Raw genomic sequence first — 13244 nt, 5'->3', positions numbered from 1 at the left:
AACATCGGGCGCGCAACTTCCGGGGGGAAGCGTTGACGCTACGCGGGCGGTTGACGGCGGCCTTCCTCGCGGTGGTGCTCGGCCCCGTCCTGCTCGGCGCGTTCTTCGTCGGCTCCACCATGTCGGCCGTCGACCGGGGCCGCTCCACCGAGCGGCTCGGGCTGGCCGCCGCCGCGGTGCGTACCTCCGTGGACGCCCTCTGCCAGCAGTTGCGCGCGGCGGCCGACGCGGTCGCGCTGGTCGCCGACCCCGCCGCGCGGCCCGGCGCGGCGACCCAGGTGGTCGGCCGCGGCCTGGCCGCCGCCGTCCGGGTCACCGACACCGCCGGCCGGACCAGCTACGCCACCCCCGGCGGCCCGGCCGAGCCCTGGCAGGACTGCTCCGGCGACCAGCCGGCCAGCGGGCCAGTCCGCGCCCTCGCCGTCCGGGTCCAGCTCCGCGATCCCAGCGGCGCCGACCTGGGCGCGGTCGTCGCCGCGCAACCCGTCGACCCGGCCTTCGTGGCGCGCCTCGCCGCGGTGACCGGGGTCGCGGTCACCCTCCTCGACGACGCCGCCGGCCCCGTCCGGGTCACCCACACCACCGAGAACCGGGGGGTACGCGAGGCGGTGCTGGCCGCCGCCACCCGGGTCGACGGGGACCGGGTCACCGAGACCGCCGACGGCCGGTACGTCCGCCGGGCGGGTCCCGCCCCGGGGCAGCCGCTGCCGCTGGTGCTGTCGGTTCCCGGGGAACGGCCACCCGGCCTCTACGCCGCCCTGGTCGGCGCGGTGGTGCTGGCCGCGCTGCTGGCGGTGCTGGCCGCCTGGCGGCTGGCCCGGGTCACCACCCGGCCGCTGGTGGAGCTGGCCGGCGCGGTGGACCGGGTGGCGCACGGCGACCTGAACACCTGGGTGCCGGTGCGCAGCCGGGACGAGATCGGCCGGCTGGCCCTCGCCTTCAACCGGATGACCCGGGAGACCGGTACCTACGTGACCGCGCTGACCAGCAGCCGGGACCAGCTGCGTGGCCACCTGGCGGTGCTCGGCGACACCCTGGCCAGCACCCACGACCTGCAACGCATCCTGCGGGTGCTCCTGCACAGCGCGATCGCGGCGACCGGTGCCCGGGCCGGGGCGGTGCTGCTGCTCGACGGCGCCGGCGTGCTGGTCGGCCAGTGCGCCGAAGGGCTGGAGGGGCGCTGGGCCGCGGACGACCCGACCGACGCGGCGACGCTGCGGGTGCCGGTCGGCGCGGGGGTCGTCGGCGCGGTGGCCGCCACCGGGGAGCCGCTGCGCGGCCGGTGGGAGCCGGCGACCGGGTCGACCGGGGAGCCGCTCTGCGAGACGTACATCGCGGTGCCCTTCGCGGCGCCCGGGGCGGCGGAGCTGGGCGGGCGCGGCGGCCCCGACCGGCCCGGGCACCCGCCGGCCGGCGCGGACGGCGACGGCGGCGCGGCGGGCGGCGGGACGCTCGGCGTGCTGGCCCTCTACGACCGGCTCGGCGCCGACGAGTTCGACGACGACGACCTGGAGACGCTGCGCACCTTCGCCGGGCACGCCGCGGTCGCGGTGGACAACGTGCGGGTGCACGAGGAGGCCCAGCGGCTGTCGCTGACCGACCCGCTCACCGGGCTGTGGAACTACCGCTACCTGCGCGAGTCGATCCGCCGGGAGGTGGAGCGGGCCAACCGGTTCGGCCGGATGCTCAGCGTCCTGGCGCTGGACCTGGACCGGTTCAAGGACGTCAACGACACCTGGGGCCACGCCGCCGGGGACGCCGTCCTGGTGGAGTTCGCCCGCCGGGTACGCGGGGAGATCCGCGAGATGGACCTGGCCTTCCGGCACGGCGGCGAGGAGTTCGTGGTGCTGCTGCCGGAGACCGACGCCCGGGGCGCGGCCATCGTCGCCGAGCGGCTCGGCGCGGTGGTCCGGGACAGCCCGGTGCCGGTGGACGGGCACTCGGGTGAGCCGGTGCTGGTGCCGGTGACCGTCTCCATCGGTATCGCCGTGTACCCCGTCCACGCCGCCACCGGACAGCAGGTGCTGGACGCGGCGGACGACGCCCTGTACGCGGCCAAGGCCGCCGGCCGGGACGGCTACCGGGTGGCGCAGCCCCCGGACCCGGCGCCCACGCAGGAGATCGCCGTGGTCGCCGGGGCGGTCAGCCCGCCCGACGGACTGCCCCGGGCCGGCGCGGTGGACGCCGCGGGCGGGGTTCCCGGCGGCGCGTCTTCCGGTCCTCACCCGCCGCGGCAGAGCCGTGGCCGATAGTCTCGCGACATGTCGGAGCACTCAGCTAATCCCTCAGCGACCGCCGCGACCGGTCGTCCGCGCGCCGTCAAGGCCGTGATCCCGGCCGCCGGCCTGGCCACCCGGTTCCTGCCGGCCACCAAGGCGGTGCCGAAGGAGCTGCTGCCGGTGGTCGACCGGCCGGTGCTGCAGTACATCGTCGAGGAGGCCACCCAGGCCGGCATCGGCGACGTCCTGCTGATCACCGGTCGGGGCAAGACGTCGATGGTGGACCACTTCGACCGCCGCCCCGACCTGGAGGCCCGGCTGGAGGAGAAGGGCGACACCAAGACGCTGGCCGAGGTGCAGCGCCCCAGCGAGCTGGCCGAGATCTACACCTGCCGCCAGCCCGAGCAGCTCGGCCTGGGCCACGCCGTCGGGTACGCCGAATCGCACGTCGGCGACGCGCCCTTCGCGGTGCTGCTCGGCGACGAGTTCGTCAAGCCCTCCGAGCCGCTGCTGCCGGCGATGCTGGAGCTCCAGGCCCGCACCGGCGGCATCGTGCTGGCCTTCTTCGAGGTCGACCCGGCCGAGACCAAGCGCTACGGCATCGCCTCGGTCGAGCCGGCCGAGCCGGGGTTCAGCGACATCGCCGAGGTCGTCAAGGTCACCGGCCTGGTGGAGAAGCCGAAGCCGGAGGAGGCCCCGAGCAACCTGGCCGTCCTCGGCCGGTACGTGCTGCCGGGGAAGATCTTCGACGCGATCCGGCGGACCGAGCCGGGCAGCGGCGGCGAGATCCAGCTGACCGACGCGATGGAGCTGCTGCGTACCGAGGGCACCCCGGTGCACGCCATCGTCTACCGCGGCACCCGCTACGACACCGGCATGCCGCTGGGCTACCTGCAGACCGTCGTGCAGATCGCCGCCGAGCGGGACGACCTGGGCGCCGAGTTCCGCAAGTGGCTGGCCGAGTTCGTCAACTCCGACGCGTCGCGCGGTCCCAGTACATGACCGCGACGGCCGACGCCGAGGCGGCCGCGAACGAGTTGACGCCGCTCGCCGACTACCTGGGCAGCGTGCTGCGCAGGTTACGCGCGCTGCCTCCGCTCGACCTCGACCTGACCCAGGCGTACGGCAACGTCCTCGCGGAGGACGTCGTCGCGCCGCACTCGTTCCCCGCCTTTGACCAGGCGGCGGTGGACGGGTACGCCGCGCGCTGGGAGGACATCTCCGGCGGGAGCCGGGGGCCGGGATACGTCCCGGCCCCCTCCGGCACGCCCGGCGGGCGCAGCATCCGGCTCAACGTGGTCGGCGACCTCGGCGCGGCCAGCTGGCGGCCGGTCCGGCTCACCCCCGGCTCCTGCTTCTCCGTGGCGGCCGGTGCGCCGCTGCCCATCGCCGCCGACGTGGTGGTCCCGGTGGAGTGGACCGACCAGGGCATGGCCGCGGTGGAGATCTTCCGCGCCCCCAAGCGGGGGTACGGCGTCCGCCGCGCCGGTGCGGAACTGCCCGCCGGCACCCTGCTCGCCCGCGCCGGCACGTACGTCTCGCCGGCGCTGGTCGCCGTCTTCGCCGCCACCGGCATCGGGCACGTGGTGGTCCGCCCCAGCCCCCGGGTGGTCATCGTGGCCACCGGCGACGAACTGGTCGACGTGGGCCGGGGCAGCCAGCCGGGCCAGGTGGTGGACGCGAACTCGCACGCGCTGACCGCCGCCGCGGCCGAGGCGGGCGCGCTCGCGTACCGGGTGGGGATCTGCGACGACGACCCGGACGGGCTGCGCGGCCTGCTGGAGGACCAGACGCTGCGGGCCGACCTGATCATCACCACCGGCGGTACCGGCACCGGCCCGGGCGACATGGTCCGCCGGGTCCTGTCCCGCCGGGAGGGCGGCCGGGCCGGGCCGGTGGCCTTCACCGAGGTCGCCCTCTATCCCGGAACGGCCCTCGGATTCGGTACGGTCGGCGCCGAGGAGGTGCCGGTGGTCTGTCTTCCCGGTGAGCCCGGCGCGGCGCTGATCGGCTTCGAGGTGCTGGCCCGACCGGCCATCCAACTGCTGGCCGGCGCGGAGCCGGTGTTCCGGCCCAGCGTCCGCGCGCACCTGCTGGAGACCGTCTCCTCCCCGGTCGGGCTGCGCGAGTTCCGCCCGGCGCACGTGGCCGAGCGGCGCGGCGGCGGGTACACGGTGCAGCCGCTCAGCGGGGGACCGTTCACCCTCTCCGGCCTCGCCGAGGCCAACGGGCTGCTGGTGCTCGGCGAGCGGGTCACCACCGCCGCCGCCGGGTCCACCGTGGACGTCCTCCTGCTGGATCGGCGCCGGTGAGCTGGTTCCAGCGGCCGCCCGGGTGGCCGGCGGTGCTGGTGGACGGTCCGGTGGTGCTGCGGCCGTACCGGCGCTCCGACGCGGCCGCCTGGTCGGAGGTGCGGCGCGCCAACCGGGCCTGGCTGTCCCCCTGGGAGTCGCACCTGCCCGGGAGCTGGGACGAGTCGAACTCGCCGGCCGCATTCCGTTACGTCCACGCCGACCAGCGCCGCTCGGCGCGCACCGGTGACGGCCTGCCGTTCGCCGTCTGCCTGCGCGAGCACGGCCAGGATCGGCTGGTCGGCCACCTCAACATCGGCAGCATCGTCCGGCGGGCGTTCTGCTCCGGGTACGTGGGCTACTGGGTGGACTCCCGGGTGGCCGGTCGCGGGGTGATCCCCACCGCGGTGGCGCTGGCCGTGGACCACGCGTTCGGCCCGGGCGGGCTGCACCGGGTCGACGTGAACATCCGACCCGAGAACCGCCCGTCCCGGCGGGTGGTGGAGAAACTCGGCTTCCGCGAGGAGGCGTACCACGTGCGCTACATGCACATCGACGGTGCCTGGCGGGACCACATCGGATACGCGATGACCAGCGAGGAAGTCGCCGCCGAGGGCGGGCTGCTGGCCCGCTGGCACCGCGTACGTGACAACGCGGCGTGAAGCGTCCCACCCTCGACGCCCGGCGCGGCGCACGGTCAACTCGGTCGGCGGCCCGTAACCTCAAGTAACTGCAAGCTGTGGCAAGCGCTGCCCGCCCGCAGGATCTGCGCCGTGGACGACCATCCATAAAAGATCCTACGGCCGACCGGCGGTTGCCCCGAACTCGGTGACGGGAGGGGTGAGGGTGCCGACCTCGGTGCTCCTCGCCGTCCTCGCCGCCGCCGGCCTGCTCGCCCTCGCGCCGGCGCTGGTCCGCCGGTACGACGCCACCGAGCGGCTGGTGGCGGAGCGGGCGCAGTCGACGGCGCGGGTGCTCCAGCGCCGCCGGCGGCGCCGCACTGTGCCGGGACAACGCCCGGTCAACCCGTCCCGCTCCCTCGTCGTCACGCTGAGTAAGGATGCGACCACAGACGGTCTGAGTGCACCGGTCTCGGCGCCGCCCGCCCCGCGCCGGCCCAACCGCCTGCGCGCGGTGCCGCCCGCCCCGAACAGGTCCCGCCGACGGCACCCGCCGAAGCGGCGCCACCACACCCCGGCGATCTACCGCCGCCGCCGTGTGCTCGCCGCGCTGCTGCTCCTCAACTTCGTCGAGTTGATCGGCGTGGTCCTGGTCAGCCCCGGGTTCTGGATCAGCGTCTCCGTCACCGGGGCGCTGCTGCTGGCGTACGTCGGGCACCTGCGGCAGCGCGCCCTCGACGAGCGCCGACGGCGGCGCGCCGAGGCCCGCGAGGCGGCCTGGCTGGCCGCCCGGCAGGCCGAGGTGCGCCGCGAGCAGGCCCGCCGCGCCGCCGCCCGCCGTGAGGCCCAGCGCCGCCTGGCCGCCCAGCGCGAGGCGGTCCGGCGTACGGCGATGGGCCTGGACCGCCCCGCGGACCTGCCCCCGGCCGCGGCGGCCGGCGGGTCGGTCTCCTACCGGCGGGCGGGTGGCCTCCGTGGTCGCCCCTACCAGTCCGGCCGCGGGTCCCACTCGGCTTGATCGGCTCCAGGTGCGGGACATTGCGGCATTCCGGTGCCCATGAGACCGCAACTTGCCGCAGCGGGAGTGGATCAAGGGAGGGCTGCCGGAGGGGCGATTCGCGGCGGGGGCCGGAGACCTGTTAGCCTTGTCGCCGGCCCGCCCGGTGAAAGCCGGGTGGGACCGACGCTGGTTCGCCGGCGGAGGGGCTGTGGCGCAGACCGGTAGCGCACCTCGTTCGCATCGAGGGGGTCAGGGGTTCAAATCCCCTCAGCTCCACCCCAGGTCAAAGGCCGTTTCCCGTGGTGGGAGACGGCCTTTTTCGATGCAGTCCAGGCACAACGGTTGTCCGAGCCGCGGATCGTCAACATCGTGGCGGGCGAAGCAGACCGTGGGCTGCCCGTGCGGGCAGGTGCCGGCGGTGCTCCGGGCGCGGCAGGGGGCCGGGCGGCAGTCGCAGCGCTGCCGGCCGTTGCAGGTGTGGCGGGGGACGTGGCGGTGGTGGACCGCGCCGAAAGAGGGTGCGGTGAAGGTGGCGAAGACGACCGGGTGCTGGCCGACCGAGGCGGGGACGCCCTTGCCGCCGGTCAGGCCGCAGCGGACGAGCTGATAGGCGTCGCCCCGGTAGACCCAGGCGCAGTCTGGGCATTGCGATTCGCGGCGGTTGCCGCACGCCTTGTAGAGCGCCCGGTCGGGCAACTCGTCGGTGTGCTGCTCGCTCAGGATCCGGCCGGTGTCTCGGTCGGCGCCAACGATGGTGCCGGTGAGGCGGATCGGGCGGGAGCAGCCGCCGGCGGGACGGGTGTGCTCCAGCCAGCCGGAGAACTCCGGCGTGGCGGCGCGATGCAGGGCCTGGGCGTCACGACCGACAGCGAGGCCGGGCCGGTACAGGGTGAGCGGGGTGGACATCGGGGCTTTCTCCTCACGGCGTGGCAGGGACGGGAGACGAAGCACCACCAGCCGTAGACGTCTGTCCGCTGGTGGTGTTCGTCGTGTCTCCTGGCACCGCCGAGAGGGCGGCCGGCTGTCGCCAGGCCGCGTCGCGGAGTCCCTCATTGGCACGGATTGCGTTGACCGGGCCGTGACCGCCGCGCCTCGCTACTGCTCCTCCCTCAGGAGCGACTCGTGCAATTCACGGCGGGTGGCCTTGAAGTGCACGACCTCTACCGCGATGAAGCCGACGGCGACCGCCGCCAGCATGCCGAACGCCACGAACGCCGGCACCCGGGCGGCAAGCGGGATCAACGCCGCCAGGAGCACCGCCGCACCCACCCGCGGCCCGCTCGCCCTGCCCGTGGTGCGCAGTTGGAAGGCTGACCCACCGAGCAGGTAGATGATCACGCCGATGTACATGGCACCGAGGCCAACGCTGTCCAGCCGAGCGCCCATGCCGTGCTCCTCGAGGTGCTTGACAAAGTCCAGCGTCTTCTTGAGCCCGAGCGAGAACAGGACGATGCCGGCAATCATCGGCAGATGGAGGTAGCTGTAGGCATCGCGGGCGAGCGCCACCCGCGCTGCCCCGCTCGACCGTTGCAGCGCCCGCTCGCCAGCGAGCGCCGGGATGTCGAAGTAGGCCCACCAAAGCGTTGCCGACACGGCGATGCCGAGCAGGTCTGCCACGATGAGCGTCCAGGAGATCGGTATCTCCGTGCCACCCAGGCCGAGCGCGAGGAACGCCTCGCCCAGCGCGATGATAATAATGATTTTGTGCCGGTCCGCCCACATCTTCGCGGACCGGATCTGCCAGCCCTTGAGAATCGCGAAGCCCGCGCCGAACTCGACGACGATGGCGAACAGCCACAGCAAATCCTGCCCGACGTTGATCCACAGCCGGTCGTCGGTTAGCCGTGGCACTAGCGCGGCGCAGACGAGGAGCGCGCTGGCGACGAGCGCTGGCCCAGTGGCCCCCAGCAGTTGGCGCGACCGGCCGTCGCGGCTGACGTACCAGTAGGTCAGGGCGTGCAGCATCCGCACCGCGAGGTAGCAAGTGATGAGCAACAGGGGCCCATGCAGAACTCCGGGTGTATCGACAAACGCCTCCGGAATCGCCGAGGCTACCAGATACATGATCATCGCCGCCGCGAACATGGCGATCCGCACAACACCCTCGTCGGCCCGTACCGCGTTGCCCAGCCACGCGTAGCAGACCCAGACCCACCACAGCAGGGCCAGGATGACTCCACCCCGCGCCACGCCTATCGAGGGCTCATCGGCCACCACTTTGGTCACGTGAGTGATCGCGAAGACATAGACCAGATCGAAGAAGAGTTCCACCGAGGTGACCCTGGCGTGCACCGTGACCGGTCGCGCCGCCGGTGGTCGGCCCACGCCGCCATCGCTCGCCACTGGGCAAGTCTGGCAGCCGGACGGGGTCGAGGCAGGTCATTGGACAGTTCACGCACCGTCGATCACGGGGCGCATCCGCCGCCCCGGTGGTGCCATCGTTCTTTTGGACCGCCTTCCTGCGCCAGCGGCGAAGAACGCCTGGTCCGAACGCTTCCATGACAGCGGTTGATCTACGAAGACCGAAGGACGGTCACCATCGCATCCCGCATCGATATAGCAATAGACTGAGAAAGCTGGACCACCGGAGCACCTGTTTGCCCCTCTCTTGCGCATTCAGCCAAGGCTTCCGAAAGTTCAGGTGCTGGCCTCCAACTGGCGAATGCACCCCCCACCTCATCATCTCCGCTATCGATCTCCACCTCCGCCCCGGCCAGCCCGTGGCCATCGTTTATCCAATGGACGGGAATACCAGCTAGGTGGAGTGCCCCGCGAACCTGTTCCCCCAGTTCACGCCAACTAGCGATAGTCTCGTCAGAGGCACGCGAAAGGCCAAACACGTCACCCATTTCTGGACGATTGTTCAGGGATGTGAGCTTCAGGTGAAGTCCGCCTGAAGCTCACACCGACACCACTAGCGTCGCCCCCTCATTCGTCGGTGCCATCGTCCGCACGATGCCGCGGACAGCGGCACCCGGGCGGACTGGTTAGACGTCGACGCCGAGACGAACCTGCACGGTGTCCCCCACCTGGAGCCCTTCGGACTTCTGCACGGCCGCCTTCACCGGCATGATGTACCGCCCGTCCTTGGGGAAGAGCGAGGTCTTCCACCGGGTTCCGCCGATCTGAGCCGTGACCGGGATCATGCCCCAGCCGTAGCTCACCAGCCCGGAAGCCGCGTTCAGCTCGTGGCATTCCGCCTCCGGGACGGTGATGAAATGCCACGGCGCCGGGCCTCTCCAGAACCACATCTCGCCGCTGAACTCCAGGTCCATCGGCTCAGCATAGGAGCCCGACCAGGTCCGGCAGCGCGGAGGAGCGCCCGGTCACCGGCCGCACGTCCGGCACGGCCGGCGGGTCCGCTGGTGGAAGCTCAACGCGGCCAGGCCGAGCCCCCGGCCCCACAGCCAGTACGCCGGCTCGGCCACCCAGAAGAACGCCAACGGGAAGCGGCCGTCGCCCGGGTCGAAGGTGCCGGTTGCCGTCTCGACGGTGAGGTCGGCGATGCCGACGCCGAAGTAGACGATCAGCCCGACAGAGAAGACCGCCGCCGGCACGAGCAGTACCGCGCGGGGGATCCGCCGGCCGGCCAGCAGCGGCACCCAGCGGGGCCAGATCCGGCCCCAGGAGTGCACCAGGGCCAGTGGCAGCAGCACCCCGGCGAGCAGGAAGCCCACCTCGAAGGCGACCATCGACGCTCCCTTTGCCAGGGGCATGTCGCCGAAGCCGACCGCCAGCTGGGTGGCCAGGCGCAGCAGGCAGCCGGCGGCGGCGGCGTACGCGGCCGCCCGGGCCCAGCCCGGCACCGCCGCGTCCCCGCCGCGTCGCGCCGCCGGGCCGGTGCGCCCGCAGTCGCGGCAGTCACCCCGGTACCGCCGTCGGTGGCCGACGATCGCCGTGTTCAGCAGCACCGCGCCGGTGAAACAGCCGACCCGGCTGAGGAACGCGGCGACCGTGAACCCGTCGGTAGGCGCCAGGATCAGGAAGCCGACCAGGTCGAGCAGGAGCAGCGCGCAGGAGAGCACGATCGCCGCGCAGACCGCCCAGCCGGTCACGGCCAGCGCCGGATGCCAGGATCGGGCGGTCGCGAGCCCGCCGGCGACCGCCGCGCCGGCGGCGCAGAGCGCCACCGCCCACCAGCCGGTGAAGACCACCAGATCGGTGCCGAGCGGCGGGAACTCCGGCGCCCCGGCCACCGCCCACCACAGGCGGAGCGCGCCGTAGCCGACGGCCCAGGCGACGACGAGGTACGGCAGGAGTGCGCGGCGGGCCGAGTCCGGTGGGGCCTCGGGCGGCACGGTGAGGGTCATGGCCTCAGCCTGTCGTCGGGCGGTTCGCGGCGCCTCCCGCCGGGAGGGGATCCGCTCCCTCGGCCGGAGGAGCCGGCGGTTCGGCCACCGCCGGCCGGCGCTCCGACCCATCCCGTCGTGGGGGAAAGGTCGGCGGCTGATCCCGATCTCGTGGACGACCACGGGTCGGCGACGTGGTCGGGCGGGATGACAGACTCCGCACATGCAGCAGCCACCCGCCATCACGCCAGAGACCACCGACTGGACGTACGTCATCACCGAGGGCTGCGCGGAGTGCGGCTTCTCCGCGCAGGAGGTCACGTCGACGGGGGAGCGGCTGCGCGCCACGATCCCGACCTGGCGGGCCGTACTGGCGCGGGACGACGCCACCGTGCGGCCGGCGCCGACGGTCTGGTCCCCGGTGGAGTACGCCTGCCACGTCCGCGACACCTGCCGGATCTTCCGCGAGCGGCTGGAGCTGATGCTGCGGGAGGACGATCCGGTCTTCGCCAACTGGGACCAGGACGCGACGGCGGTCGAGGAGGACTACTTCCACCAGGCGCCGGCGGAGGTGGCCGACCAGTTGGCCGCGGAGGCGGCGGCGACGGCGGCGGCGTTCGACGCGGTCCGGGCGGACCAGTGGGAGCGGCCGGGCCGGCGCAGCAACGGCTCGGTGTTCACGGTGGCCACCTTCGCGGTCTACTTCCTGCACGACATCGAGCACCACGTGCACGACGTCACCCGCTGACGGAAGGCAATCATCCGCTACCCGACGACGGGGGCCGGTCCTTGCCGGACCGGCCCCCGTCGACTGCGTGCCGTCACGGCTCAGGGCTTCCAGGAGCCCGCCGTCTTGAACTTGTGCTGGTACTCCACGATGCCCTTCTTGTCCTTCACGTCGAAGACCAGTTGGCCGGCCCGCTTGCTGCCGGCGGGGAGGTCGTTGCCCGAGGGGAGCAGCTTGCCGCAGCCGGAGAGCGCGCCGCCCATCCCGCTGGCCTCCGTCCCGTCGGCACCGACCCAGCGGAAGAAGAACGGGTTGAACGAGCCGGTGCCCTTGGTGACCTCCGCGGTGACGTCCGCGATCACGTACATGCCCTCGTCCGGCCCCGGCAGGTAGGTCTTGCAGGCCTTGGCCGAGGTACGGAAGTTGTCGACGGTGAGCTGGATCGTCCCGTCCTCGTCGTCGATGACCAGCGTGGCGCCGGGCTCCATGCTGGACGTCTCGCCGGTGGTCTGGTCGGCGTCCGGTGTCGGGTCCGTTGCGCCCGTGGCCGGCGCGACGGGCGCGTTGGTCAGCGCCGGGGTGGGCAGGCTCTCCGCGGCCTTCTCCACTTTCTTGGCACCGGCGAGGACGGCGATGCCGCCACCGCAGCAGAGCAGCAGGAGTACCGCGGCCACGATGCCGATGGTCAGCCAGACCTTCTTCTTCGACGCGGGCGCGGCGGCCGGCGGGTACGGCCCGCTCGGCGCGTACCCGGCACCGGAGACCGGCGGCGGGTAGCCGGCACCGGGCACCGGCGGCGGGTACGCCGCGCCACCCGGGACCGGCGGGTACGGCGCGCCGGAGACCGGCGGCTGGGGCGGGTACGAGCACCCGGGGCGGGCGGGTAGGGCGGTGGATACGGTGAGCCCGACACGGGCGGCTGCGGCGTGGTCGGCGGGTAGGGATCACCAGCCGGGGCGGACGGCAGCGGCGCGGTCGGAGACTCGGGAGCGCCCGGCGCCGGCGGCAGCGGCGCGGTGGGGAACGCCTGCGTCGGCGGTTCCGAGGGCTGCTGGTTCGGGTCCTGCGGTCCGAACGGAGGCTGAGGGTGGCTCACCGTACTCCTAGGGGCGCCTTCGACGATCTTCAGTCGCACCGACGGTACCGGTGACGGGCACCCGCCCGTCACGGCCTCAGCGCGGCGGCAGGACGGCCGCGGTGCGGACCAGGTCGGCGTCCGTGGTGAATCGTCCGATGACCAGCGCCGGCGGGTCGGCGACCGGGGCCGCGTGCAGCCGGGCCGGCGCGATCCGGGCGGTGAACGTCCCGGCTTCCGGGTCGAGGGTCACCCGGGCGTCGTGGAAGTCCAGCCAGGTGCCGACGACCGGATGCCAGAGCTTGTAGACGGTCTCCTTGGCGCTGAACACCACCGCCGGCCAGGAGACGCCGGCCGGTAGCCCGGCGAGGTCCGCCTCCTCCTCGGGCAGGCAGATCATCCGGCGTACCCCGGCGTTGAGCTTTCGGTGCCGCTCGGCGTCCAGGCCGATCGACCGGATCTCGCCGGACCGGGCCGCGGCCGCCGCGCAGTAGCCGTGGGTGTGGGTGATGGCGCCGACCACGCCGGCCGGCCAGACCGGGGACCGGTCGGGCGCCGTGGGCACCGGCGCCGCCGGCAGCCCGAGCGCGGCCAGCGCCCGGCGGGCGCAGACCCGGCCGGCGGTGAAGTCGCGCCGGCGGCTCGGCACCGCACGCTCGCTCAGGCAGGCCAGCTCGGCGGGGAGCAGGTCGCCGGCCCAGTCGTCGGGGCCGGCCACGGCCACCGCGACCGTCGCCGGCAGCAGGTCACGCATCACCCACCTCCTTCAGGTACGACCGCAGCCGCGCCACCTCGGCGTCGAGCCGGTCGGTCGGCACCGGCGGCGCCTCCGGCCAGAGCCGGACCACCGGGTCGCCGTTCGGCTTCGGCGAGGCCTGCTCGACGGTCAGGTTCGGGACGGCCATGACCGGTGAACGTACCGCAACCATGTAACACCGGAGAGTTCCGAGGCGCTGAACTGGCGTCACTGGGGGGATCGCGATCCACACTCGACGCCGGCCTCGCGCCCGGCTGTCCGGGCGA

At 73.5% G+C, this 13244-nt stretch carries 12 protein-coding genes, 1 tRNA gene and 1 pseudogene; 7 read left to right on the top strand and 7 right to left on the bottom strand.

Annotation, left to right across the window (positions count from 1 at the left end; all coding sequences use genetic code 11):
• Window positions 1-32 precede the first annotated feature (32 nt).
• The 6 genes from OG799_RS25385 to OG799_RS25360 all read left to right on the top strand — a co-directional run bounded on the left by OG799_RS25385 (window position 33) and on the right by OG799_RS25360 (window position 6406).
• Window positions 33-2252, top strand: a complete 2220-nt coding sequence (locus OG799_RS25385; protein WP_406046401.1) for a diguanylate cyclase — start codon at window positions 33-35, stop codon at window positions 2250-2252.
• Window positions 2253-2261: 9 nt separating this feature from the next.
• On the top strand, window positions 2262-3221 hold the full coding sequence (locus OG799_RS25380; RefSeq protein ID WP_406038222.1) for a UTP--glucose-1-phosphate uridylyltransferase: 960 nt from the start codon (window positions 2262-2264) through the stop codon (window positions 3219-3221).
• Window positions 3218-4531, top strand: a complete 1314-nt coding sequence (glp, locus tag OG799_RS25375) for a gephyrin-like molybdotransferase Glp (protein ID WP_406038220.1) — start codon at window positions 3218-3220, stop codon at window positions 4529-4531. The genes OG799_RS25380 and glp overlap by 4 nt, the downstream gene beginning before the upstream one ends.
• A gap of 32 nt (window positions 4532-4563) precedes the next feature.
• Complete coding sequence (locus OG799_RS25370; protein ID WP_406046400.1) at window positions 4564-5172, top strand: GNAT family N-acetyltransferase; 609 nt, start codon at window positions 4564-4566, stop codon at window positions 5170-5172.
• A 178-nt stretch (window positions 5173-5350) separates the two neighbouring features.
• A complete protein-coding gene (locus OG799_RS25365; protein WP_406038218.1) occupies window positions 5351-6148 on the top strand; it encodes a hypothetical protein in 798 nt (265 codons plus the stop codon).
• A 184-nt stretch (window positions 6149-6332) separates the two neighbouring features.
• Window positions 6333-6406, top strand: a tRNA-Ala gene (locus OG799_RS25360).
• Window positions 6407-6448: 42 nt separating this feature from the next.
• Here the strand turns inward: OG799_RS25360 and OG799_RS25355 are convergent.
• The 4 genes and pseudogenes from OG799_RS25355 to OG799_RS25340 form a co-directional block, all read right to left on the bottom strand.
• A pseudogene (locus OG799_RS25355) lies at window positions 6449-7036 on the bottom strand (replication initiator); the annotation flags it as partial.
• A 189-nt stretch (window positions 7037-7225) separates the two neighbouring features.
• On the bottom strand, window positions 7226-8401 hold the full coding sequence (locus OG799_RS25350) for a low temperature requirement protein A (protein WP_406038216.1): 1176 nt from the start codon (window positions 8399-8401) through the stop codon (window positions 7226-7228).
• A 716-nt stretch (window positions 8402-9117) separates the two neighbouring features.
• Complete coding sequence (locus OG799_RS25345; protein WP_406038214.1) at window positions 9118-9405, bottom strand: DUF1905 domain-containing protein; 288 nt, start codon at window positions 9403-9405, stop codon at window positions 9118-9120.
• 51 nt (window positions 9406-9456) lie between these two features.
• Window positions 9457-10440: a hypothetical protein gene (locus OG799_RS25340; RefSeq protein WP_406038212.1), complete on the bottom strand. Its 984-nt coding sequence runs from the start codon at window positions 10438-10440 to the stop codon at window positions 9457-9459.
• 202 nt (window positions 10441-10642) lie between these two features.
• On the opposite strand from OG799_RS25340, the gene OG799_RS25335 reads away from it, so the two are divergent.
• On the top strand, window positions 10643-11167 hold the full coding sequence (locus tag OG799_RS25335; protein WP_406038210.1) for a DinB family protein: 525 nt from the start codon (window positions 10643-10645) through the stop codon (window positions 11165-11167).
• Window positions 11168-11247: 80 nt separating this feature from the next.
• On the opposite strand, the gene OG799_RS25330 is transcribed toward OG799_RS25335, so the two are convergent.
• The 3 genes from OG799_RS25330 to OG799_RS25320 form a co-directional block, all read right to left on the bottom strand.
• Window positions 11248-11937, bottom strand: coding sequence for a hypothetical protein (locus OG799_RS25330; RefSeq protein WP_406038209.1), 690 nt, complete (start codon window positions 11935-11937; stop codon window positions 11248-11250).
• 381 nt (window positions 11938-12318) lie between these two features.
• The gene (locus OG799_RS25325) at window positions 12319-12975 is read right to left on the bottom strand and encodes a 4'-phosphopantetheinyl transferase (protein WP_406038207.1); all 657 of its coding nucleotides are present in this window, start codon (window positions 12973-12975) and stop codon (window positions 12319-12321) included.
• Window positions 12968-13126, bottom strand: a complete 159-nt coding sequence (locus OG799_RS25320) for a hypothetical protein (protein ID WP_406038205.1) — start codon at window positions 13124-13126, stop codon at window positions 12968-12970. The genes OG799_RS25325 and OG799_RS25320 overlap by 8 nt, the downstream gene beginning before the upstream one ends.
• Between the last annotated feature and the right edge of the window lie 118 nt (window positions 13127-13244).

Source organism: Micromonospora sp. NBC_00898 (genome assembly GCF_045207895.1).
GTDB lineage: Bacteria > Actinomycetota > Actinomycetes > Mycobacteriales > Micromonosporaceae > Micromonospora.
The sequence above is the reverse complement of the archived record's forward strand: the minus strand, read 5'-3'. Positions and strand labels throughout refer to the sequence as shown.

Bases quoted from the DNA above. Each gene is read 5' to 3' on its own strand.
- OG799_RS25325 (WP_406038207.1), bottom strand. From the start codon at position 12,975: ATGCGTGACCTGCTGCCGGCGACGGTCGCGGTGGCCGTGGCCGGCCCC.
- OG799_RS25320 (WP_406038205.1), bottom strand. From the start codon at position 13,126: ATGGCCGTCCCGAACCTGACCGTCGAGCAGGCCTCGCCGAAGCCGAAC.
- OG799_RS25380 (WP_406038222.1), top strand. From the start codon at position 2,262: ATGTCGGAGCACTCAGCTAATCCCTCAGCGACCGCCGCGACCGGTCGT.
- OG799_RS25345 (WP_406038214.1), bottom strand. From the start codon at position 9,405: ATGGACCTGGAGTTCAGCGGCGAGATGTGGTTCTGGAGAGGCCCGGCG.
- OG799_RS25335 (WP_406038210.1), top strand. From the start codon at position 10,643: ATGCAGCAGCCACCCGCCATCACGCCAGAGACCACCGACTGGACGTAC.
- OG799_RS25340 (WP_406038212.1), bottom strand. From the start codon at position 10,440: ATGACCCTCACCGTGCCGCCCGAGGCCCCACCGGACTCGGCCCGCCGC.
- glp (WP_406038220.1), top strand. From the start codon at position 3,218: ATGACCGCGACGGCCGACGCCGAGGCGGCCGCGAACGAGTTGACGCCG.